The organism is Desulforadius tongensis, assembly GCF_016907915.1.
GTDB classification, from domain to species: Bacteria; Bacillota; Desulfotomaculia; order Desulfotomaculales; family Desulfohalotomaculaceae; genus Desulforadius; species Desulforadius tongensis.
This window is the reverse complement of sequence record NZ_JAFBCW010000011.1, coordinates 65,369-87,598: the sequence shown is the minus strand read 5'-3', so window position 1 is coordinate 87,598 and position 22,230 is coordinate 65,369. Positions and strand designations below refer to the sequence as shown.

General features: G+C 44.3%; 21 protein-coding genes. 16 read left to right on the top strand and 5 right to left on the bottom strand.

Going from position 1 to position 22,230, the window contains the following annotated elements:
• The first annotated feature begins 157 nt into the window (after positions 1-157).
• From JOC37_RS06230 to JOC37_RS06170, 13 genes are all read left to right on the top strand, one after another.
• The gene (locus JOC37_RS06230) at positions 158-637 is read left to right on the top strand and encodes a DUF892 family protein (RefSeq protein ID WP_204617185.1); all 480 of its coding nucleotides are present in this window, start codon (positions 158-160) and stop codon (positions 635-637) included.
• A gap of 338 nt (positions 638-975) precedes the next feature.
• Positions 976-2,928, top strand: coding sequence for an acetate--CoA ligase (acs, locus tag JOC37_RS06225; protein ID WP_204617183.1), 1,953 nt, complete (start codon positions 976-978; stop codon positions 2,926-2,928).
• A 195-nt stretch (positions 2,929-3,123) separates the two neighbouring features.
• Positions 3,124-4,467, top strand: coding sequence for a histidine kinase (locus tag JOC37_RS06220; protein ID WP_238480788.1), 1,344 nt, complete (start codon positions 3,124-3,126; stop codon positions 4,465-4,467).
• Positions 4,439-5,221 (top strand): LytR/AlgR family response regulator transcription factor, encoded by a 783-nt coding sequence (locus JOC37_RS06215; protein ID WP_204617182.1) that lies wholly within the window; start codon positions 4,439-4,441, stop codon positions 5,219-5,221. Before JOC37_RS06220 ends, JOC37_RS06215 begins: the two co-directional genes overlap by 29 nt.
• 82 nt (positions 5,222-5,303) lie before the next feature.
• The gene (gene acpS, locus JOC37_RS06210) at positions 5,304-5,690 is read left to right on the top strand and encodes a holo-ACP synthase (protein ID WP_204617180.1); all 387 of its coding nucleotides are present in this window, start codon (positions 5,304-5,306) and stop codon (positions 5,688-5,690) included.
• Entirely contained in the window at positions 5,690-7,243 is a 1,554-nt protein-coding gene (locus tag JOC37_RS06205) for an NAD(P)H-hydrate dehydratase (RefSeq protein ID WP_204617178.1), read from the top strand. The genes acpS and JOC37_RS06205 overlap by 1 nt, the downstream gene beginning before the upstream one ends.
• Positions 7,244-7,503: 260 nt before the next feature.
• Positions 7,504-8,628: an alanine dehydrogenase gene (gene ald / locus JOC37_RS06200; RefSeq protein ID WP_204617176.1), complete on the top strand. Its 1,125-nt coding sequence runs from the start codon at positions 7,504-7,506 to the stop codon at positions 8,626-8,628.
• A 238-nt stretch (positions 8,629-8,866) separates the two neighbouring features.
• Positions 8,867-9,991 (top strand): alanine racemase, encoded by a 1,125-nt coding sequence (gene alr, locus JOC37_RS06195; protein WP_204617175.1) that lies wholly within the window; start codon positions 8,867-8,869, stop codon positions 9,989-9,991.
• Between the two features lie 11 nt (positions 9,992-10,002).
• Positions 10,003-10,587: an ANTAR domain-containing response regulator gene (locus JOC37_RS06190; protein WP_204617173.1), complete on the top strand. Its 585-nt coding sequence runs from the start codon at positions 10,003-10,005 to the stop codon at positions 10,585-10,587.
• A gap of 213 nt (positions 10,588-10,800) precedes the next feature.
• A complete protein-coding gene (locus JOC37_RS06185; protein WP_204617171.1) occupies positions 10,801-11,139 on the top strand; it encodes a P-II family nitrogen regulator in 339 nt (112 codons plus the stop codon).
• A 347-nt stretch (positions 11,140-11,486) separates the two neighbouring features.
• Positions 11,487-12,854, top strand: coding sequence for an ammonium transporter (locus JOC37_RS06180; protein WP_204617169.1), 1,368 nt, complete (start codon positions 11,487-11,489; stop codon positions 12,852-12,854).
• Between the two features lie 227 nt (positions 12,855-13,081).
• On the top strand, positions 13,082-14,212 hold the full coding sequence (locus tag JOC37_RS06175) for a YeiH family protein (protein WP_204617167.1): 1,131 nt from the start codon (positions 13,082-13,084) through the stop codon (positions 14,210-14,212).
• Positions 14,213-14,229: 17 nt separating this feature from the next.
• A complete protein-coding gene (locus JOC37_RS06170; RefSeq protein ID WP_204617165.1) occupies positions 14,230-14,376 on the top strand; it encodes a hypothetical protein in 147 nt (48 codons plus the stop codon).
• Positions 14,377-14,381: 5 nt separating this feature from the next.
• On the opposite strand, the gene JOC37_RS06165 is transcribed toward JOC37_RS06170, so the two are convergent.
• The 4 genes from JOC37_RS06165 to JOC37_RS06150 are packed head-to-tail and all read right to left on the bottom strand — an operon-like array spanning position 14,382 to position 18,537.
• The gene (locus tag JOC37_RS06165) at positions 14,382-14,798 is read right to left on the bottom strand and encodes a universal stress protein (protein ID WP_204617163.1); all 417 of its coding nucleotides are present in this window, start codon (positions 14,796-14,798) and stop codon (positions 14,382-14,384) included.
• Positions 14,799-14,813: 15 nt separating this feature from the next.
• Positions 14,814-16,283 (bottom strand): PAS domain-containing protein, encoded by a 1,470-nt coding sequence (locus tag JOC37_RS06160; RefSeq protein ID WP_204617161.1) that lies wholly within the window; start codon positions 16,281-16,283, stop codon positions 14,814-14,816.
• A 30-nt stretch (positions 16,284-16,313) separates the two neighbouring features.
• A complete protein-coding gene (locus JOC37_RS06155; protein ID WP_204617160.1) occupies positions 16,314-16,928 on the bottom strand; it encodes a response regulator transcription factor in 615 nt (204 codons plus the stop codon).
• Entirely contained in the window at positions 16,900-18,537 is a 1,638-nt protein-coding gene (locus JOC37_RS06150; RefSeq protein WP_204617158.1) for a sensor histidine kinase, read from the bottom strand. The genes JOC37_RS06155 and JOC37_RS06150 overlap by 29 nt, the downstream gene beginning before the upstream one ends.
• Before the next feature lie 449 nt (positions 18,538-18,986).
• On the opposite strand from JOC37_RS06150, the gene JOC37_RS06145 reads away from it, so the two are divergent.
• The 3 genes from JOC37_RS06145 to JOC37_RS06135 all read left to right on the top strand — a co-directional run bounded on the left by JOC37_RS06145 (position 18,987) and on the right by JOC37_RS06135 (position 21,294).
• Positions 18,987-20,063: a YeiH family protein gene (locus tag JOC37_RS06145; protein ID WP_204617156.1), complete on the top strand. Its 1,077-nt coding sequence runs from the start codon at positions 18,987-18,989 to the stop codon at positions 20,061-20,063.
• 286 nt (positions 20,064-20,349) lie between these two features.
• The gene (locus tag JOC37_RS06140) at positions 20,350-20,799 is read left to right on the top strand and encodes a universal stress protein (RefSeq protein WP_204617154.1); all 450 of its coding nucleotides are present in this window, start codon (positions 20,350-20,352) and stop codon (positions 20,797-20,799) included.
• Positions 20,800-20,811: 12 nt separating this feature from the next.
• Positions 20,812-21,294 carry a hypothetical protein gene (locus JOC37_RS06135; protein ID WP_204617152.1) on the top strand — a complete coding sequence of 161 codons (483 nt, stop codon included), beginning with the start codon at positions 20,812-20,814 and terminating at the stop codon, positions 21,292-21,294.
• A gap of 460 nt (positions 21,295-21,754) precedes the next feature.
• Here JOC37_RS06135 and JOC37_RS06130 read toward each other — a convergent pair whose 3' ends face one another.
• Positions 21,755-22,228, bottom strand: coding sequence for a PTS sugar transporter subunit IIA (locus tag JOC37_RS06130; RefSeq protein WP_204617150.1), 474 nt, complete (start codon positions 22,226-22,228; stop codon positions 21,755-21,757).
• Positions 22,229-22,230 lie beyond the last annotated feature (2 nt).

The window sequence follows — 22,230 nt, the reverse complement described above, 5'->3', positions numbered from 1 at the left end:
TGAACTTCGTTCCACAACATGAACCGCCGTATACCGAACGGTACGTACGGTGGTGTGAGAGGACGGGAGTTAATCACTCCCTCCTACTCGATTTTTTCCCTATTAATGAATAAAACGTAAGTTTTTAAACAAAATAATTATACAGGAGGTGCTTTATATGGTTATTAACCTAACTGAAAAAGAAAAATTACTTTTACAGGACCAAAAGCGCCATGAGGAAGTATGTATACAAAAATATAATGATTATGCAAACCAGGCGCAGGATCCACAATTGAAGCAGTTATTTAATTACCATGCCCAACAGGAACAGCAGCATTTGAATACCATTAATCAAATATTAAGCGGTCAAGTTCCCAATGTATCCCAGCAGCAGGGTCAGCAGATGCAGCAAAGCGGTGCCCAGGGTCAGGTTCAATCATTTATGCAGGGAACAGCGGGCAATCAACATGATGCTGCCCTTTGCCGTGATCTGTTAATGACAGAGAAATATGTTTCCGGCACCTATGATACAGCTATTTTTGAATTTACGGATACCAATGTGCGGCAGGTTCTCAACCACATACAAAAAGAAGAACAGCAGCACGGGGAAGAAATTTTAAATTACATGCAAAGTAAGGGGATGTATAATCCGCAGTAACAGCTGCCATTTCCAGTGATTTATAACAATTGGAGATGGTGTGTAAGAAGTGTGGCAGCCGGTCACGGTAAAATATGGTCATACATATATGGTGCAGGGAAACCGGGGAGAGGTAAAAACCTAACCCCGGTTTTTTGCCCAATGGTAGATTTGCCGGGGTAAACGGTAAATAACCGGTGCCCAAAGGTGTATACAATCCTGTATACATAATTTTGCAGGTTAATAGTGATTCGGCAGCCAATTTAGTCATTTCGCCGCCATTTTATTTCTTAAATGTGTTTTACTTTGTATATTATGTATAACACATTTATCGGGTTATTTAAGGAGGCGGTAAATTAATGACAGGTCAAGCTGCCAATGCGAAGCTGATGCAGGCTTTTTTATCAGATGATTTGATCTTTCATCCCAGCCCTGAATTTAGGAATAATGCCAATGTTCAGGACGCACGTATATATTTGGATGCCGAAGAAAACTGGCTGCAGTATTGGGATAAAGAAGCGGGTAATTTACACTGGTTTAAAAAGTGGGATCGCACCCTGGAGTGGGAGCAGCCCTTTGCCAAGTGGTTTGTGGGAGGTAAATTGAACGCTGCATATAACTGTATCGACCGGCACCTGAGAGAAGGCCGTAAAAACAAGGCGGCCATTATCTTTGAAGGGGAACCGGGGGATTCTAGGGTATTAACCTACCAGGATTTATACCGGGAAGTAACTAAGTTTGCCAACGTGCTTAAAGACCTTGGTGTACAGAAGGGCGACCGGGTAAGTTTATATATGCCGATGATACCGGAACTGCCCATTGCCATGCTGGCCTGTGCCCGCATTGGTGCGGTGCACAGCGTGGTGTTTGGTGGATTTGCAGCGGAAGCGCTGAGGGATAGAATTAACGACGCCGGTTCTAAAATTGTTATTACCACCGACGGCGGCTACCGCCGGGGTAAAATACTGCCCATGAAGAAGAATGTGGATACAGCGCTGGAAGAAAATACAACGGTGGAAAAAGTTATTGTTGTTAAGCGTACCGGAGCAGAAATAGACATGGTGGCAGGCCGTGACCTGTGGTATCATCAGCTGATGGAAGATGCTGTCATTGGCTGTCCCGCTGAGGCCGTGGGAGCCGAAGATATGCTGTTTATTTTGTACACCAGCGGCACCACCGGCAAGCCTAAGGGAGTGGTACACAGCACCGGCGGTTACCTGGTGGGTGCCAGTTCCACTCACCGGATGGTTTTTGATATTAAAGAAGATGATATTTACTGGTGTACTGCCGATATAGGTTGGATAACTGGGCACAGTTACGTGGTGTACGGTCCGCTGGCCAACGGTGCTACCACCGTGTTGTTTGAAGGTGCCCCGGACTATCCCGCCCGGGATCGCTTCTGGGCGATAATTGAAAAGTACGCGGTAACCGTATTGTACACCGCCCCCACTGCCATCCGTGCCTTTATGAAGTGGGGCGAGCAGTGGCCGGCCGGTAGGGATTTATCCAGTTTACGGCTGCTGGGTTCGGTGGGAGAACCGATCAACCCGGAAGCCTGGTTGTGGTATCATGAACAAATCGGCAGGGGGCGCTGTCCCATCGTGGATACCTGGTGGCAGACAGAAACAGGCCATATTATGATTAGTTCTCTGCCGGGCATTACTGCCGCTAAACCCGGGTCAGCCTCGATACCGCTGCCGGGGCTGGAACTGGATGTTGTGGATCCTGCAGGCAGGCCGATGCCGGCAGGACAAAGCGGGTTTTTAGTTATTAAACGCCCGTGGCCGGGAATGCTGGGTACAATTTACAAAGATGCCCAGCGGTATGTAGACCAGTACTGGGGTCGTTTTGAGAATATGTACTTTACCGGTGACAGGGCATTGAAAGATAAAGACGGGTATTTTTGGGTTCTAGGCCGGGTGGACGATGTAATTAACGTATCCGGCCACCGCATCAGCACGATGGAAGTGGAAAGCGCGCTGGTTGATCATCCTGCCGTAGCCGAAGCGGCAGTTATTGGTAAAAAACATGAAATTAAGGGGCAGGCCATATCGGCTTTTGTGACCTTAAGAGATAATTACACCTATACTGACCAATTGGTTAAAGAATTAAAAGCTCACGTTGCTTCAAAAATTGGTGCTTTAGCCCGTCCGGATGATATATTCTTAACTGCCGAACTGCCTAAAACTCGCAGCGGTAAGATTATGAGAAGGCTTTTACGGGACATTGCTGACGGCAAAACGCTGGGAGATATTTCAACATTGGCTAATCCGGAAACAATAATGCAGTTAAAGGAACAGTATGCTGAGTAAAAGTATAAAATTAAGGGCTCGGTGCTTACCGGGCCCTTTTTCTGGTTTATCCTGCAGAATACTGCCGTTTTCAACCGCTGGTTGTACACTGTGATGTATACTTTATGCTTTCTGTTCGGCAGAGGAATATCGTACTAAATGTAGAATAGTAATTCAATTAAGAAAGTTTTTTCTTTTTGGCGCGGGGTGTAACAATTGAAGCAAAAAAGAAAACTGCAAACAAGTATAATCACCAGGTTTGTGCTGCTGCAGTTTTTGGTGCTGGCGGTGCTGCTGCTTTTTACTTCAAATTGGCAGGTTATCTTAATTTTAATGCTGGGCAATTGTGTTACCTTTTACTTAGTGGTATTATCTCCCAGTTTGCACCGGGGAATTGCGGTGAAGGTTGATGCCAAGTCCTTTGACCGCAGTTTACAAATTGCCAATGAAACGCTGCCTTTTTTGCGGCGGGGGTTAAATAGTGAAACTGCCCAGCAAACGGCAGAAATTATTCAAAAAATCAGTGACGTGCCGGCGGTGGCGCTGACAGACCGGCATTATGTGCTGGCTTTTTTGGGGGCCGGTTGTGAAAGGCACCCGCCGGGTGGCTCTATTATTACCAATGCCACCAAAGAAGTTATAGCCACCGGCCAGTTGAAGATTATTGAAAAAAAAGAGGATTTTAACTGTCCCTACCAGCAGGAGTGCGACTGCCCGCTGGAATCGGCGGTTATTGCACCCCTTAAATGCAAGGGTGAGGTGGTGGGCACTGTTAAACTGTATCAAACCAAGGAGGGAGAAATACCTTCCAATTTAGTCAAATTGGCGGTGGGCATCGCGCAGCTTTTGGGGGTGCAGGTGGAGCTGGCTGAACTGGACCGGCAGGCCCAACTGGTAACCAAAGCGGAATTGGATGCCCTGCAGGCTCAAATAAATCCTCACTTTTTATTTAATACTCTGAATACCATCAGCATGTTTATCCGCACCAACCCGGAAACGGCCAGGCGTTTGTTGAAAAGGCTGGCGGCTTTCTTTCGTCATTCATTAAAGCGCCGGGGGCACCTGGTTACTTTGGCAGAAGAATTGGAATACCTGCATAATTACCTGGTTTTGGAAAAAGCAAGATTTCGGGAAAAATTGCGGGTGAAAAGGGATATAGATCATCAGCTGTTGAAATATAAAATTCCGGTACTAACCCTGCAGCCGCTGGTGGAAAATTCCATCCGGCACGGTATCACACCCAAAGTGGGGCCGGGAACGGTGAAAATATCCGCCCGGTTAAACGGCGGTCAAATACATATTGAGGTGCATGATGATGGTGTGGGCATTGAACCGGAAACCATGCCCAAGGTATTAAAACCCGGTTTTGGCTCGGGCAGTGGTGTGGGCTTGAGCAATGTGCACGAGCGCTTGAAAATATTGTTTGGTGAAGAGTATGGTTTAAAAATTACCAGCACGCCCGGGCAAGGAACTTCGGTTTTTGTCAGGGTTCCGCTGATTGAAGAAACTTCCGAGGAAGGGGGAAAAGTAGATGAAGTTAAGAGCGTTGATAGTGGATGATGAATACCCCGCCCGGCAGGAGTTGAGATATCTTTTAAGTAATTTTGATAACGTTGAGATTGTGGGCGAGGCTACCAATGCCAGTGAAGCCCTGGAGTTGATAAAAGCACTGGAATATCATGTGCTGTTTTTGGATATTGCCATGCCTGGAATGAATGGCCTGGAACTGGGAGCAGCTATACAGGAGCTGCCCCACCGGCCCCGGGTAATATTTATCACTGCTTACGATGAACATGCCTTAAAGGCCTTTGAGGTTAACGCGGTGGACTACATTTTAAAACCGGTGGAGGAACAGCGCCTGCGTAAAGCTGTTGATAAAGTGCTGAAGTTATACCAAAAGAACGCCGGCGGCAGGGAGGACACCGGAAGCGATGATGAAATGGCGGAAAAGGAGAGGGTGGGCGGTGATAAAGAAGTAAAAATAGACCGCATACCGGCGGAAAAGCAGGGTAAAACTGTGCTGGTAAGCATGTCCGATATATTTTATGCCTTTACCGAGAATGATTATGTCTATATAAAAACCAACAAGGATAAACTGCTCACCAGGTTTACGTTAAAGGAGTTAGAGTCCCGGTTAGATCCGGCCATGTTTTTCAGGACCCACCGCTGTTGTTTAGTAAATTTGCGTAAAGTAAAAGAAATTTTACCCTTTTTCAACGGCACATACAACCTGGTGCTGGAAGACGAGGAAAAAAGCGAAGTACCTGTTTCCAGGGCCCAGGCTAAAAAACTGCGTAAAATTTTAGGGTTTTAAAAATTATCCCCCTGCTAATGATTGACAGAACCATTGGTAGGGGGATAATTTATTAATAGAACTTGTAAAGGAGTTAAATAATTTGCTCACTGGTATTGGTACAGATATTATTGAAATACAACGAGTGGCTGATGCTGCCGCTAACCCCCGTTTTTTAGAGCGCGTATACACTGCCGGGGAGCGGGATTACTGTATGAGGCGCAAAAACCCGTACCCCTGCCTGGCGGCCCGGTTTGCGGCCAAAGAGGCAGTGTTAAAGGCGCTGGGTACCGGTTTGGCCGGGTGCCGGTTTACCGATGTAGAAGTGCTGCCGGAATTTGTGGGAGGTCCCCCGGCGGTAAAACTTTACGGGGGGGCATTGAAGGCGGCAGAGAAACAGGGGATACAGCAGGTGCTGATCAGTATATCTCATGATGGTGGCCGGGCGTTGGCCTTTGCGGCAGCAGTAAAAGGAAGGGATGATACATAATGCGCGTGGTAACTGCAGCAGAAATGAGAGAAATAGACCGGGTGGCTGTTGAAGAATACGGCATTCCCGGGGTGGTGTTAATGGAAAATGCCGGCAGAAAAGTGGTGGAGGTTGTCTGCCGGCAGTTAAATAATAATGTTAAGGGTAAGGCAGTAACCGTTTTTGTGGGCAAAGGTAATAACGGGGGAGACGGCCTGGTGGTGGCCAGGCACTTGTTAAATATGGGTGCCGATGTACGGGTGCTGATGGTGGCAGACCCGGGGGAACTGACCGGGGATGCCGGGTTGAATCTGGCCATTTGGGAAAAGATGGGACAGAGGGTTTACCCCATCCACCAGCCCAATGGTATTAACTTGGTTAAAGTTTCGCTGATGAGTACCGATTTGATTGTGGATGCCATGTACGGCACCGGGTTCAGAGGAACGGTAAACGAAAAAATAGGCCGGGTAATACAATTAATTAACGCCAGCGGTATACCGGTTGTAGCGGTGGATATTCCCTCGGGTTTGGAAGCGGATACCGGGAAAATAGCTGGACCCTGTATCAAAGCGACCGTCACTGTTACCTTTGGCCTGCCTAAGCTGGGTATGGTGCTGGAAGCAGGAGGCGGGGTAATAGGCAGTATGGAAGTGGTGGATATCTCGCTGCCCAAACAGTTGTTGTATGATGAAAAAATTAAAAGGTGGTTGTTGGATGCCGGCCTGGTCAAAAAACGGCTGCCCCGGCGAAAGCCGGACGCCCATAAGGGAGATTTTGGCCGGGTGATGGTGCTGGCCGGGTCCACCGGTATGGAAGGGGCCGCTGTTCTCACCGCCACGGCTTGTTTAAGAGCAGGTGCCGGTTTGGTAACCCTGGCTGTGCCGGAAAAAATTCATCATACAGTGGCCGGTCTGGTTCCGGAAGTGATGACGCTGCCGCTGCCCAGTGTGGAGGGGGCTTTATCCGTAAAATCCCTGGATACAATTTTAGAAAAGCTGGAAAATGTGGATGTGCTGGCCGTTGGCCCCGGTTTGTCCCGGCATGGGGAAACGGTGCAGTTGGTACACCAGCTGCTGCCCCAGGTGAAAATTCCAATGGTGCTGGATGCCGATGGCCTAAATGCCCTGGCTGAAGATAAAACGGTACTGGAAAGTATCGGTGCGCCGGCGGTGCTTACACCTCATCCCGGCGAAATGGCCAGGATTTTGGGGCTGTCAATTAAAGAGGTACAAAATAACAGGGTGCCGCTGGTACAGCAGTGTGCTGAATCCTGGGGGTGTACCGTGTTGTTGAAAGGGGCCCGCACGTTAATAGCTGCCCCTGAGGGGGAACTTTACATCAATCCCACCGGTAATTCCGGCATGGCCACGGCGGGCAGCGGGGACGTGTTAACCGGTATTATTGCCGGCCTGGCGGCCCAGGGAATGGACATAACAAGCGCTGCGGCTTCCGGGGCTTATTTGCATGGGCTGGCCGGCGACAGGGCCAGTGAGCACCTGGGCAGTCACGGTCTGCTGGCGGGGGAAATAATAAATTACCTGCCTCAAAGCATTAAAGAAGTGGCAACTTATTAAACCATGTGGAAATAAATGTTGCCACTTAAAAGAGTTTTTTAGCCGACGGTGGAAAGATAACTTGCCACTGTTTATATTGAGGAGGAGAGAGTGCCGGTTTAACAATAAGTACAGCCGGCATATGTGATTATTTGACATTGTATATACCGGCTATTAAAAAATTCCGGGTTTTACAGCCCGGAATTTTTTAATTTTGGCATAAAACTTGCAATGCTTGTGTTACAAATATTACAACTGGAAATTGCAAGGAGGGCAAGATGATGATTATTGGTGTACCGAAGGAAATAAAAGATAATGAAAACCGGGTTGCCATTACCCCGGCGGGAGTTCAGGCCATGGTTAATCATGGTCACGAGGTATTTATTCAAAAAGATGCCGGTGTGGGCAGCGGCATTAATGATGAAGATTATATTGCCGTTGGCGCCAAAATACTGGATACTCCTAAAGAAATCTTTGCAGCTGCCGACATGATTATGAAGGTAAAGGAGCCGCTGCCGGAAGAATACCCGTTATTTAAAGAAGGACAAATCCTCTTCACTTACCTGCACCTGGCTCCGGAACCGGAGTTAACCAGGGCGCTGCTGGAGAAAAAAGTGGTGGGCATTGCTTATGAAACAGTCCAGCTGCCCAATGGAGCGCTGCCGCTTTTAACACCGATGAGTGAAGTGGCCGGGCGCATGGCGGTACAAATTGGTGCCCAGTTCCTGGAAAAGCCCAAAGGCGGTATGGGAGTACTGCTGGGCGGCGTTCCGGGAGTACCACCGGCAGAGGTGGTAATTATCGGCGGTGGCGTTGTGGGAACAAATGCTGCTAAAATGGCCATCGGACTGGGGGCCCAGGTAACCATCATTGACCTTAGTGCAGAGCGCCTGCGTTACCTGGATGATATCTTTGGCGGCCGGGTGAAAACATTAAAGTCCAATACATTTAACATTGCTGAAGCGGTTAAACAGGCTGACCTGCTGATTGGGGCAGTATTAATTCCGGGGGCCAAGTGCCCGCACCTGGTAACCGAAGAGATGGTTAAAACAATGAAGAAAGGCGCGGTAATTGTTGATGTGGCCATTGACCAAGGTGGTTCTATTGAGACCATTGACCGGGTAACCACCCACAGCAATCCGGTATTTGAAAAGCACGGTGTTATGCACTATTCAGTGGCTAACATCCCCGGCGCGGTGGCTCGCACCTCCACCTTTGCTTTAACTAATGTCACCATACCTTACGCGTTAAAGCTGGCCAACAAGGGCTATCTAAAAGCGGTACAGGAAGACCCGGCCCTGGCCAAAGGCGTGAACGTAATAGACGGCCGCTGTACCTATAAGGCGGTGGCCGAAGCTCACAACGTGCCGTACACACCGCTGGAACAAGTACTGAGTGAATTGTAAAAATTATTAAACCAGCAAAGTACCTCCTCATTATCATATATTTACTTCTTATTTACAGGGGCTTAGTGCCCCTGTATTTTTTTCTGAGGGGATGAAAGTCCCTGCGGGAGCGAACGTTACAAGAGTCAAGGGTTTTAGAAGGGCAACATTTTTCAGGTCAGTTGAAGGATTTATATACCGGTATTTTGAATAAATAATTTAGAATTATTTAATAATCACAAAAAGTGGGTGAAAGCGGATGACATCACATCCCATTTGGGCGGAAATTGATTTAACAGCCATTGCTCACAACCTGCATCAGGTACGCAGGGTAACAAAACCGGGGACTAAAATTATGGCCGTGGTTAAAGCCAATGCTTACGGCCACGGGTTGGTGGAAGTGGCGGAGACGGTACTGGCCAATGGGGCGGATTACCTGGCTGTGGCCCGTTTAAACGAGGCAATGCTTTTACGCCGCCGGGGAATAAAATCTCCAATACTGATATTTGGTTATACGCCCCCGGAGCAATATATACAAGTGATTAACAATAATTTTACTCAAACTGTTTATACTTTAGCCATGGCCCGGGAGTTAAACAGTAGGGCTGAAAAATGCGGCAGCAAAGTAAAAATACATATTAAAATCGATACCGGCATGGGCAGATTGGGATTTATACCAGGGGACCAGGCTGTAAAAGAAATAAAAGAAATTACAAAATTATCCCACCTGGAAGTAGAAGGTATTTATACTCATTTTGCCGATGCTGACAACGCGGATAAGACTTATACCAATAAACAATTTGCAAAATTTATAAACTTATTAAATCACTTGTCTAAAATGGGTATAAGTTTTAAAATACGACATGCGGCCAACAGCGCGGCGGTGATAGACCACCCGGAAACCCACCTGGATATGGTGCGGCCGGGCATTATGCTGTATGGATTGTACCCGTCGGAAGATGTGCAAAAGAACAGGGTGAGCCTAAGGCCGGCTATGGCTTTGAAAACCAGGGTGAGTCACGTAAAAAAAGTGCCCCCCGGCACACATATCAGCTATGGCTGCCGTTACTGTACGGAAAGTGAAACAGTGATAGCTTCCCTGCCTTTGGGTTATGCCGACGGGTACACCAGAATGCTGAACAACAGTGAAGTGCTGGTACACGGGCAGCGGGCGCCGGTGGTGGGCCGTATTTGCATGGATCAGTGTATGATAAACGTGGGGCATATAAACGATGTCAAAACCGGGGACGAAGTGGTGGTATTTGGCTGCCAGAATAACAGCTGCATACCGGTGGAAGAACTGGCACAAAAATTGGGCACCATTAATTATGAACTGGTATGTATGGTATCAGCCAGGGTGCCCCGGGTGTATAAAAACAGTTGAGGAGTGGCAGGATGGGCAGACGGCGTATTGTAGCGGCAGAGAGCGATGCTTCCGCGCTGGAAAAGCTCAAAGAAATGATATTCCGGTCGGGGTTTAATGTGGTGGGGGAAGCCACAGACGGTATAACGGTACTAAAATTAGCCCGCACCACCCAACCCGATTTGGTAGTATTAGATGCCCATTTGCCGGGAATGGACGGCCTGGAAGTAGCTAAAATTCTGGAAGAAGAAAGTGTTGTGCCGTCACTGCTGGTTGCTGCCAGGGCCGGAAGAGATCTGCTGGAGCAGGTAAGGGATTCTTACTTTATTTCCATTTTAATCAAGCCCATTCGTCCCCAGCAGCTGTACACTGCTGTGGAACAGGCCCTGGCCAACCACGGGCGTTTTAAAAAACTGGAGCGGCAGTTGGAAGATTTAAAACAGACCCTGGAGTCCAAAAAAGTAATAGAACGGGCCAAAGCCATATTAATGCATACTAAAAACCTTTCGGAAAATGAAGCGCATAAATTGCTGCAGCAGATAAGCATGAAAAAACGAAAAAGTAAAGAAGATATTGCTATGGCGGTAATTACTGCCCATGAGCTGAGCAAACATTAAGTATACAATATTTTATTCCATTTACCGTTGCCAAATTGAAGTTTTAAACATATAATTCTAATATAACTTAATTAGCCCAATACAATGGTGTATTAACCGGCCGAAGATGTCCCGATACCTTCTTTTAGGTGTCAGGGGCATTTTTTATTTTCCGGCCTGCTTCCGGCAGCCGGGGCAGCGGCATTCCTTTAAATACTAGAGGGGAGGGTTATTATGAAAAAAATTGAAGCCATAATCAGACCGGCTAAATTGGAAGAAGTAAAGGAATCCTTGGGAGAATATGGGATTCACGGGATGACAGTAAGTGAAGTGGCTGGCTGCGGTTTGCAAAAGGGTAAGGTTGGTGTTTACCGGGGAAATGAATTTAATATTAACCTGCTGCCCAAGGTAAAACTGGAATTGGTGACCACGGACAACCGGGTAGAGGAAGTGGTAAACATCATTGCCCGGGTGGCCCGGTCCGGTGAAATTGGAGACGGCAAGATTTTTGTTTACCCGGTGGAAAACGCGGTCAGGATAAGAACCGGTGAACAGGGCGATGAAGCAATTTAGATTTTCGGGGTAGACACTGATACCATAAATGGCACCAACAGGTAATGAAAACCCCGGCAGCCATTTGCAGGAGCAAACGTTTGAGTGAGCAGCTGCCGGGATTAGTAAGATAACATTTTTCAGGGGAGACCCCCATGCTGCATGCGGCACCGGCAGGGATGAAAAGCAGGCGGCCTTTTGTACAGGTGAGCGTTTATGGATGAGCTGCAGTGTAAAAAAGATGCTGGAAGTTAGAACGGCCGGTTCGGCCAACCTAATGGCTGCACAACGTCGTGCAAATCTTTGGCAAAGACGCTTTGGTGGTTAAAACCAAAAGGTCTTTTGGATTTAAAATGGGAGGGATTTGCATGAATGTTAAATTATTTGGTTTAATTGCTGCACCGGTGGCATTATTGCTCTGCCCTGCTTTGGGTTTTGCTGCTGGTGGACCCACGCCGGAATCAAATGCTGTGGCCATTGACACAATTTGGGTTTTAATTGCGGGTTTTCTGGTTTTTATCATGCACGCCGGTTTTGCGCTGGTAGAGGCGGGATTTACCAGGGCTAAGAATACTGTAAACATCCTGACCAAAAATATGCTGACCATTTCTTTAGGTATACTGTTATTCTTTGCCACAGGCTTTGCCATTGCCTTCGGTGGAGATGTGAATGGTTTTATTGGCCACAGGGGTTTCTTTTTAAATAATGTAAATGGGCTGGATTTTGGCATTCCTATTCATGCCTTCTGGTTTTTTCAAGCAGTTTTTTGTGCCACCGCTGCTACCATTGTTTCCGGAGCCATGGCCGAACGGACTAAAATTACAGCATACATTTTATTTACCGTGGTGATAACAGCTTTTATTTATCCCACTGTGGTGCATTGGGTATGGAATGGTGACGGTTGGTTGGCTGCTAGAGGCTTTGTGGATTTTGCCGGTTCCACGGTGGTACACGGTGTTGGTGCATGGTCAGCACTGGTGGGGGCATACCTGGTGGGGGCGCGTATTGGCAAATATAGTAAGGATGGTAAGGTACGAGTGATTCCCGGGCACAATATCCCCCTGGGCACGCTGGGGACACTGCTGCTTTGGTTTGGCTGGTTTGGCTTTAACCCGGGCAGTACACTGTCCGGTACCACTGCAGATGTGGCCTGGGTGGCTGCCACCACTGCACTGGCTGCTGCCGCCGGTGCCGTTGCCACATCGATGTTTACTTTGCTTAGACATGGCAAGCCTGATTTAGCGTTGATATTAAACGGGGCGCTGGGTGGTTTGGTGGCAATAACTGCCGGTGCCGCAGCAGTTACTCCCATAGGAGCGATGATTAGCGGTTTTATAGCCGGTATCTTACTGCCTGTTTCGGTGGAGTTCTTTGACCAGGTATTGAAAATTGACGACCCGGTGGGGGCCATATCCGTTCACGGTACCTGCGGTGTTTTTGGTACACTGGCGGTGGGATTATTTGCCCAAGAAGGCGGCTTGTTTTACGGTGGGGGAATGTCTCTATTGGCCACCCAGCTTATCGGTGTCGCTGCAGTATTTGTTTGGACTGTGATGCTGGCTTTGATAGCTTTTAAGCTCATAGATGCCCTGGTTGGTTTAAGGGTACCCAAAGCTGAAGAAATAGAAGGGCTGGACTTGGGTGAACATGGCATGGAAGCGTATGGAGATTTTGCCCTTAGGCCAGGTGAAGTGGGAAGGTTTACTTCTCCGGCCGGAACGGTACGCGCACAATAGTATTTAAAAAAACCTCCCCGAGGCTGAAGTGAGCCCTGTCAAGCAGACAGGGCTCACTTCAAGCCGGGGGTGTTTTTATTACCTGTACGGTCAGGTGCGGGAATATAATAAGGCTTATAGCTAAAAGTTGACAGTTTATTTAACTAAGTTTATCATAGATTAGAATCCTTGGGATGTATTTATAGTAAAATATTGATGTTATGACAAGGTAGGGAAGGAGATAAATTATGCCGTCTAATAAAGCCCTGCTGGTAATAAAAACTATACCGGGAATATTGCTGATGCTGGCCATTGCTGTTTTTACCAGGGGGGCAAGTGATTTCGGTTTTCCACAATGGCCGGGAATAGAAGCCTACTTTGCATCAAATGAGCATTCCCAAAAATTTCTCATTGATATACTGCACCTAAATTATATCCTGTTATCAATAATTATCGGTATGCTGATAAGAAACATTTTTACTATTCCCGCTTGGGCTGTTACCGGCATAAAAACATCAAGTCTGTTTATCAAACTGGGAGTTATTCTCTTGGGCTCAATGTATAGCGTAGTGGATGTGGCCAGGTTGGGCGGCACCGGCATTATAATTGTGTCAGTATTTGTAATTCTCACCCTATCATTTACCCTGTGGTTGGCCAAAAAAGCAGATATGGATCCGGCATCGGCGGCAGTGCTGTCTGCCGGTACGGCAATCTGCGGGGTTTCGGCTATAATTGCCGCTGCTCCTGCTGTTAGAGCAAAAACTACCGACGTTGTATACTCCATAGCCACAATTCTTTCCTTTGGGGTGGCCTGTCTGTTTATTTTTCCCCTGGTTGGCACCCTGGTTGGGTTGAGCCCTCACCAGTTCGGAGTCTGGGCCGGTACCGGCATTCTTAACTCCGGTCAGATTTTAGCGGCCTGCTTGACCTTTGACCCGGAAACGGCGCATCATGCCTCTGTAAGTTTAAAAACAGGGCAAATCTATAATATTATCCGGGTGATATTTCTTCCCTTTGTAGTGCTGATCCTGGCTGTGTTTACCACCCGTTCCGCACCGCTGGAAGGGGATGATATTAATATCAATACCAGCTTATGGAGCAGATTTCCCGTATTTGTAATCGGCTTTCTGGTGATGGTTTTTTTAACTTCCTTTGGGCTGCTGGGGCAGACATCGCCGCCTTCCCCGGAGTTAATATTTATTCGTAAATTATACAGCTGGTTTTTTGCCATCGGTCTTGCCGGTTTGGGTATGCAGATATCATTTAGTGAACTGCGCAGGGCAGGAGGTAAACCGCTGGCCGTGGGTACGGCGGCGGCGGTGTTTAAAGCTGTTGGGGCATTAGTTGTCGTTATGCTGCTTATTAGCGAACAACCATAACATTGTGAGGTGGTTTTATGCCCAAATGGTGGTGGCGCAGCAGTAAAAAGGAAAGGAATAACGAACACCATTTGATGACCCTTTTTGCCACCGAGAGAATGGAAGATTATGTGGCCCTGTCACTGGCCCTGGTGATATTAATTTTAGTTTTGGTGCTGCATTAAAATTATTAGAGCGGGCCGGTGAAAACAGGGCATGTCAATACCCGGGCCGTGTTTTTCATTGTGCTGGGCAGCACCACAATGTCAAAGGGGCCCAAGGAAGTATAAGCTGACAGTACCGCCTGCTGCGGTTGACCGGTTTTAAACAGCGTGCTGATGGGCAGATTCATTGCTTGGGCTTTTTTTATAATTTTATCTAAAATTTGCCCGGCCTCTTGCTGCTGTTTTTTTTCCATGTACCGGAAAAAATTACCGCGAGTACGTTTACTGCTTATCCATTCATCTCCCAGGATATTTTGCCATCGGTTGTTGATTACGTATACCGCAGTTAAGTTTAAATGTTTTCCCTTTAGCTTGTCCAGAAATGATATTATCTTGGTTGGGGAAGAGGAACCATCTACTACCAGCAAAATTTTAATAAGCATATGCAGAAACTCCCGTTACACTTTGGTATCATTGTTTAACAGCACCAGCAGGGTACCGGTGTATACTCCGTCGTCGTCATATACCGGAGCAACATCGCACCAAACATCATGGGCAGTTAATTTAATTCTGTTAATTGTTCTGGAATCGATGTTTTTACAAATAAATTCTGCCAGTGAAGAATCAATCACGGAAATACTTTTACCTCTGTCCAAAGCACCCAGGTAGCACTTGGCCATTAAGTTAGCGGTAATAATTTCATTATTTTTATCCACATATATTATGCCCTCGGGGATAATTTCCACCAGTTTGTCAAGTACATTTCTAAGGGCTTTTTGTTCATCGGTGTTGGCTCTAATTACCGTTAATGAACCTAATTTTTTACCCTTTTTAATGATGGGGGAATGAATGGCCTGCAGCAGCTTGTCTGACGTTTTAAGAGTCAGTGTTTTGGAGTTATCACCTTCACTGCGAAAATCTTCAATATACCCCATCACCTCTTTTAATTTTACATTTACCAAATTGCTTTTCCTTTCGGTAAAAATGTTGTGAGCTGCTTTATTGGCAAAAACAATTACCCCCGCGTTGTTGGTTATAATTACCCCTTCATTTACTTGATTTAAAATAGCGAAGTCAATGTTGTCGAAATAGGTTTTAGCACTGTTGACGCCCCAAAATTCTACCAGCAATTGATATAAACAATAATAAAGAGCAAATACCAAAAATATAATCGTTACTGCTCTGTACTTTTCAAAATTATTTTCTTTTTGAAATAAATACAGCTGCCACGGGGGTTGACCAACTTTACTTTTTATAACTTGGTATAATTCATTTTGAACATAAAACTTAGATTGTTCCCAGTTAAAGCCGGTCAATTGATCCTGATCAAAGGGCCAAATTATGGGGTTGTTTTCACTGTCAAAAACAGCTAATTTATAATTGGTATTGGTAAATTCCTCTATTACTTCTCTTTGATATTGATCAATACTAAAATCTATAATCAGTACTCCGCCATTTTCATGCAGGGGAACGGCCATACTGATAACATTAAATTTAGAAAACCGGTCGTTTTTTACTTCAGATATGATAATTTGGGGTTCGGTTTTTTTTGAGGCTGCTTTTTGAGCCAATTTGGAAATGTATGTCTTGTTAATGTTATCATGTACAGAACTATGGATGGTGCCGTTGTCCTCTACCAAATAAACATTTGTAATGCGCCTGTCGTAAGTTTGCACAACGTTAACCGCTTCATCAATATTTATATGCTGTAACTCTATCATCCTGGCAGCATTTCTTGATATGGACTTAAGATCATTTAAAAAAGAGTTGGTTTTATTAATAGCAATTTGCTTAATACTATTTTCATAACTGGTTAAAATGTTTTTTAAAAAACGAAATTCCATGATACCGAAAACGATAATGATCCCTAGTGCAAATACTATTACATACAATGAAAGTATGTTTTTTGATTCTGTGGTCCGTTTCATACCAGCTTCACTCCGGTTATAGATTGTTTTTTAATGAATTAATCCTTTTTTGATGGCCACTGTAAGTGCTTCTTCAATGGTGCCCACTTTTAATTTCTTAAAGATGGATTTTACTCTACGGCGAAAAGTGGAAAGGCTGATATAAAGTTGACCGGCGATTTCCTTTTGATTTTTTCCACTGGCCAGCAGCTGCAGTATATTCAGCTCAGATTCGGTTAATCCCGGTTCAGAAAGGTGAATAATTGTATCGGTGCTTAAACCCGGGTAAAGATAAGAACGGCCTTTATAGGTCATGAGAATGGCCGCTTTTATTTCATCAAAGAAGGCGTGTTTAGGAACGAAACCATCTACACCGCATTCCATGGCCTTTTTAATAAATATGGCATCATCGTAGGTGGTTAAAGCCACGTGTTTAATATGAGGATACTGTTTCTTGAATTTGGTGCATAAATCTAAGCCATCGCCGTCGGGCAGGTTGATGTCTAATAGTGTAACATCCACATTATCATTGATGTTTTGCAGTGCCTGCTGGTAGGTGTTTGCTTCAGCTACCACCGCCATATTTTCCTCCAGATCGATCAGTTTTTTCAAGCCTTCGCGAAATACGTTGTGGTCTTCAATCAGCATTACTTTGATTTTCTCCATTTTGTTGTCCTCCCTGTGTAATAGGAACAGTTAGTGTAACACAAAAACCGGAGCTGGTATTTTCAAATTTAATATCCCCGCCCACCAATTTAGCCCGTTCCTTCATACCCCACATGCCTTTTCCGCTGACATATTCCCCGGTATTACCCCCGTTATCTTTTACCTCTATTGTTAACCTGTTGTGTAAAATTGTAAAATGTATGTCCACTTCGGTGGCCTTTGAATGTTTAGCTATGTTGCTTAAAGCCTCTTGGATTATTCTGTAAATTATAATCTCGTTTTTACTGGGAATATTTAGCGACCTGCTTTGATAAAAAACGTAAACCTTAATGTTATTGAGTTTTTCAAAAATATTAATGTATGATTCCAGGGCAGATACCAAACCAACCTTATCAATCAAATAGGGGTGAATATTATTCATAAAACTTCTCATTTCGATGGCAGCGTTTTGACAGTGGCTGCGCAAGGCGAGCAGATTATCCTCTAATTGCTCCTTTTTTTCTCCTTTCAACCGCAAAATATAATCTATCGAGTGAATTATAGTTGACAAATACCTGGCTATCCAATCATGTATCTCAATGGAGATTCTTTTTCTTTCTGCTTCTAAAGTATCTAATAAGATATTTTTATTTTTATCTTCTTCCACCAGCGATGCAATGATCATAACACCGGTTATTTTTTTAAAAATAATAATTGGAATATAATCTACCGTTAAATCCAGCTTTTGGTCGGCATAAGAGTAAGTGAGATTATAATTAAGTAATTCCTTTTTTTCCATGATTACTGCATACAGGGGTTCGGTTATACCCTGCAGTTGGGGGAAAAGGACCGGCACATCGCTGATACTGTTTTCCAGTATTTTATCTGGCGATATACCTAACAGCTCCCCGGCAGTTTTGTTTAATTGTTTAAAGTATCCCTTGTTGTCCACCAGTATCACTGCACTGTTGATACGTTCAGACAGCTTATCAAAGTATAAATATTGAACTGATAGCGAAGTCAGTGTGGTATATATTCCCCAGAGGAGCAGGACCAGGGCAGATAACAGAAATATAACCAATAAAGTTACCTTTTTATTAATGCCTGTAACGGTAACTTGAAAATAATTATTGGCGTCCTCCATATTTGCTGCAGTCACCGCGGCTGCTTTTTGCTGCAATTCTTGATCCAACTCATTATGCCTTAGCAAAAGATATTTGTAATTACCGGTGTCAATTCCTGTTCCGGAGCGGATGGTGGGGAAGACTTCATTTTCCACAAATGAAATATAAGCCTTGGTTAGTTCGATAATATCTGCAATGGTTTGCTTATTGATGGGATTGGCAATGTTGTAAAGCTCGTGCTCGTCTTCAATGGTTTTTTTGCTGTAATACCTAAAGGCGTCTAAATATTGTTTGTCGGAGTATAAAATATACTTTTGACCGCTGGCAGTAAGGTGATTAATATCTGCAGATATCTTATTGTTGATATTTAACTGTTTGGAGTACATGTTTATTTTATTAGTTCTGTCAGAGGTATTAAGGGATTGCTGCAACAATAATATGGAGGAAGTTACAATTATAACTAATAAGATGATTTGAATTTTGGTATTAATTTTAATAGAAGTCATTTTTGACCACCTATAGCACAGGTTAATATATACTTCGACATTATTTTTTGTTAATCCTTTAGAAAAACTAATTAATCTAACCTAGTAAATGTAGACAATAAACATAAATGATACAAAAGATCCACCGGGGTGACACAAATGTGTCACCCCGGTGGTGCATTAAATTCAAATGATTGTTCAAAAAAATCATGTTGCTTTTAATACATTGACTGGGTATGGTGGCAATAATTATTATATTCACAAGCAAATAAGTGAATATACTCTCATGCACAGGCTGCCAACAGTTAATTAAGTAATATTGCTGACAAAAAACAAGTAATGATGCTGACAAATAAATAACATAAACATAAATTCTCTTAAGGTGGTGATATATTAGATTGCTTTAAATTAACCCCAAATTTATAAACCGGTTAACCTATTAAATAATTAATCATTTGGAGGTGTGGTTCTTGTCACAAGCACAAACAGCACAGGAAGCCAGTTTGTCAGAAAAGATTATTAAAGCAATTCCCGGTTTGATCTTGGTAACTATTTTAGCCTATGCAGCTGTACAATGGGATAGCTGGTTCAAGCACAACTACAAGGAATTGCGCAGTACCCTTAGTTTAAACTATGTATTTGCTGCAATTATTTTTGGTATGATTATTCGCAACACAGTGGGTGTTCCCAGTGTATTTGAACCCGGTTTAAAATTTTCCACGATATTTACTAAAACCGGTATTGTAGTTATGGGTCTTAAATACACCTGGGCCAGCCTGGTGGACGTTGGTGCAATGAGTATGGCCTTTATTACGGTGACCCTTTTCGGTACAGTATGGCTGATGTTCTTATTGAAGAGCAGATTCCAATTAACTGATACTTTGGGCGGCTGCTTATCTGCCGGTTTTGCCATCTGTGGTGTTTCCGCCACCGTTGCCACCGGTCCATCCATCCGGGCCAAAGGTCAAGAAATGGCTTACACCATTGCTTCAATTTTGATTTTTGGTTTATTAATGCTGTTTATTCTGCCACCCATCGGTAAAGCTATCGGCTTAACCCAAAACGAATTTGGTGCCTGGGTTGGGGTGTCAATTGTTAACTCCGCACAGGTGTTGGCCGCTGGTTTCGCTTACGGTGAAGATGCAGGTCTGATGGCCGGTATTTTCAACATGGGTAGGGTTATCCTGCTGCCCTTTGTAGTACTGTACGTTGTCATGCAGGTACTGGGGCGCGAATCCAAAGAGGCTAAAGAAATTGACAAGACCAAATTCATTATGGATAAGTTCCCGGTGTTCGTACTGGCTTTTATGGCTGTAATGGCTATGAACACCGCTGGATTCTTTACCAAAGAAGAAATTAAGCAGGGTAAGCTGTTTATGGAATATGCCTTTACCCTTGGCTTTGCCAGCATTGGCTTAACAACCAAGTTTTCAGACATGAAGGCGGCCGGTAAAGACGGTATCATTCTCGGTTTCATCGTGGCACTGATTAAAGCTGTATTTGCCCTGGCTGTTATCAAGCTGTTCTTAGGACCAATTTTAGAGTAGCCCTTTATGCCGCAAACGGCACCATCAGAGGATGAGAAGCCGGGCTTAGCAGGATAACATTTTTCAGGGGAGTTATAACGGAGGTGTTCTAAATGGCTGATGCCAAAGATAAAAAAACCCGTAAACAGGATTATGCAGTTATCGTTCTAGGACTGGCCCTGGTGTTCTTAGCCAAGATAATTGCCTAAAAATAGAGTATAAATAAGCAGGTAAAGCTTTATGCTTTTCCTGCTTATTTGATTATAAGTACCATTCACATAATCGGTTTACAATGGGAGTTGGTGAAATGTATAAAAACATACTGCTGGCAATGCACGGGGAAGAAATTAACATTGAAAAAGTGATGGAGCAGGTCCTTTTACTGGCAGAGAAAACCGAAAGTAAAATTACATTACTGAATGTGAAAGAAAATAACCTGGTTCATTACGGAGAAGTGGATACGCTGCTGACATTTACCGCTAAAGAACGTTTTGTTGATTATATAGGTGAAATTGCCAATGAGCAGGCTGAGAAGGTATTGGATAGTTTTACAGAAAAAGCCGGCCAAAAGGGGATTACTTTTAACTGGAAAACAAGGGAAGGAAAACCGGCGGAAGAAATTATAAAAGAAATAAAAGAGGGTAACTATGATTTACTGGTGCTGGGTACAAAAGCACCGGGCCCGGGCAATACATCCAGTAAAGTCAAAGAAAGGGTGGCTAAGGAACATCTCATTACTGTATTAATGGTGAAATAGGAGGTGTTAAATTTGGCTGCTGGGCCTAAAATTGACATAGAAACGCCCAGGGAAAGAAAGGACAAGTTAATAAAATGGTATGGATGGATTACAATAACCGTGCTCTGTTTAACCCCCCTGGTGCTTATCCTGCTGCCTGTATTAATGGTTAACACCAGTAAAATCGGCAGAATTCTTAGGGAATCCCGCGTTCCCGGGGAAAGTTCACTGGTTGGTACAGTGAAGAAAGCCCGTTGGGAACTAAAAAATGAAATCGGCCTGGATTCCATTGTCGGTGAACTGGAGATAGAAAAAAATGATCAGGAAATTATTAGCTGCACTTTTCTTAAATATGTGGGAGAAAGTAATAAAGAGCTGCCGGAAATCAAAGAAGGAGATAAGATAGAAGCCATTGGAAAGTTTAATGAGCAGGAAAATAAATTTGCCGTTAAAAACATTCGGAATGTAAGTACAAACAGAATTTATACCAGCGAACCGGCGTTAGCGGTATATTAAAACCCGCTCATCCCGTTGGCTTCGCTGGCTTTTAGAACGCCTGCACCGGGCATGATAATTGCTTCGGAAAACCTTGAGGACTTGGTGTATCCTCTTGACATGGATTTTGTCCATGTGTTCCCGGTTTACGGTTACCTTGTCTGGGAAAGCTGGCATCACCAAATTCTTGAAACTTGCCGCCGCCAGCCTCTTAAGTTTGCGGCATTAATCCCTAAGTTCCCTGGCTCCTTTATACTATACACTCTTAACCAGCTGTCCATTAAAAAGGGCATGTTGGTACTTTGCATCATTTTGGAGTAGAAATGACTGAGGTGGGAATATGTAGGGTTCTGTGAGAGGGGTAACGCCGCAGCAAATTACTGCGGCGTTACCCTACAAATACCCAGATGAACGGCAGGTTTGTACATGTATAAATTAAGTTATACTATGAAAACCCTATAACTGAAATTTATCTGTACATTTATTTTTTTACTTTGATTTTTAATACTTCTTTCTCATTATTAAAATTCTTTTCCATACTTTCTACCTTATCCATATTAGTAATAATTATTGGAGTTATAGTATCCTTTCCAGAAGCTTCTATATAAGCTAAATCAACTTCAATTATACCAACTCCCTTTTTTACTTCGCTTCCAACTTCTATAAGCCTTTTAAAGCCTTCACCCTTTAATTTTACTGTGTTTATACCTATGTGAACTAATATTTCTAAGCCTTCTTTTGTGGTTAATACAAAAGCATGATTGGTGGGAAAAATCTGAGTTACTGTTCCATCACAAGGAGCAACAGCTATATTACTGTCTGGTTTTACTGCAACTCCATCTCCAATCATTTTACTAGAAAAAGCTTGGTCACTCACATTAGTTATATCTACTATTTTCCCTTCAAAAGGTGCCCTTATACTTAGTGGTTTGCTTTTTCCGAACAAATTAAACATTC

Excerpts from the sequence above, each read along its gene's own strand:
- JOC37_RS06150 (WP_204617158.1), bottom strand. The coding sequence starts at position 18,537 with ATGACTTCTATTAAAATTAATACCAAAATTCAAATCATCTTATTAGTT.
- JOC37_RS06205 (WP_204617178.1), top strand. The coding sequence starts at position 5,690 with ATGCGCGTGGTAACTGCAGCAGAAATGAGAGAAATAGACCGGGTGGCT.
- JOC37_RS06230 (WP_204617185.1), top strand. The coding sequence starts at position 158 with ATGGTTATTAACCTAACTGAAAAAGAAAAATTACTTTTACAGGACCAA.
- JOC37_RS06215 (WP_204617182.1), top strand. The coding sequence starts at position 4,439 with ATGAAGTTAAGAGCGTTGATAGTGGATGATGAATACCCCGCCCGGCAG.
- alr (WP_204617175.1), top strand. The coding sequence starts at position 8,867 with ATGACATCACATCCCATTTGGGCGGAAATTGATTTAACAGCCATTGCT.
- JOC37_RS06155 (WP_204617160.1), bottom strand. The coding sequence starts at position 16,928 with ATGGAGAAAATCAAAGTAATGCTGATTGAAGACCACAACGTATTTCGC.
- JOC37_RS06190 (WP_204617173.1), top strand. The coding sequence starts at position 10,003 with ATGGGCAGACGGCGTATTGTAGCGGCAGAGAGCGATGCTTCCGCGCTG.
- acs (WP_204617183.1), top strand. The coding sequence starts at position 976 with ATGACAGGTCAAGCTGCCAATGCGAAGCTGATGCAGGCTTTTTTATCA.
- JOC37_RS06175 (WP_204617167.1), top strand. The coding sequence starts at position 13,082 with ATGCCGTCTAATAAAGCCCTGCTGGTAATAAAAACTATACCGGGAATA.
- JOC37_RS06130 (WP_204617150.1), bottom strand. The coding sequence starts at position 22,228 with ATGTTTAATTTGTTCGGAAAAAGCAAACCACTAAGTATAAGGGCACCT.
- JOC37_RS06165 (WP_204617163.1), bottom strand. The coding sequence starts at position 14,798 with ATGCTTATTAAAATTTTGCTGGTAGTAGATGGTTCCTCTTCCCCAACC.
- ald (WP_204617176.1), top strand. The coding sequence starts at position 7,504 with ATGATTATTGGTGTACCGAAGGAAATAAAAGATAATGAAAACCGGGTT.
- JOC37_RS06185 (WP_204617171.1), top strand. The coding sequence starts at position 10,801 with ATGAAAAAAATTGAAGCCATAATCAGACCGGCTAAATTGGAAGAAGTA.
- JOC37_RS06170 (WP_204617165.1), top strand. The coding sequence starts at position 14,230 with ATGCCCAAATGGTGGTGGCGCAGCAGTAAAAAGGAAAGGAATAACGAA.
- JOC37_RS06160 (WP_204617161.1), bottom strand. The coding sequence starts at position 16,283 with ATGAAACGGACCACAGAATCAAAAAACATACTTTCATTGTATGTAATA.
- JOC37_RS06180 (WP_204617169.1), top strand. The coding sequence starts at position 11,487 with ATGAATGTTAAATTATTTGGTTTAATTGCTGCACCGGTGGCATTATTG.
- JOC37_RS06140 (WP_204617154.1), top strand. The coding sequence starts at position 20,350 with ATGTATAAAAACATACTGCTGGCAATGCACGGGGAAGAAATTAACATT.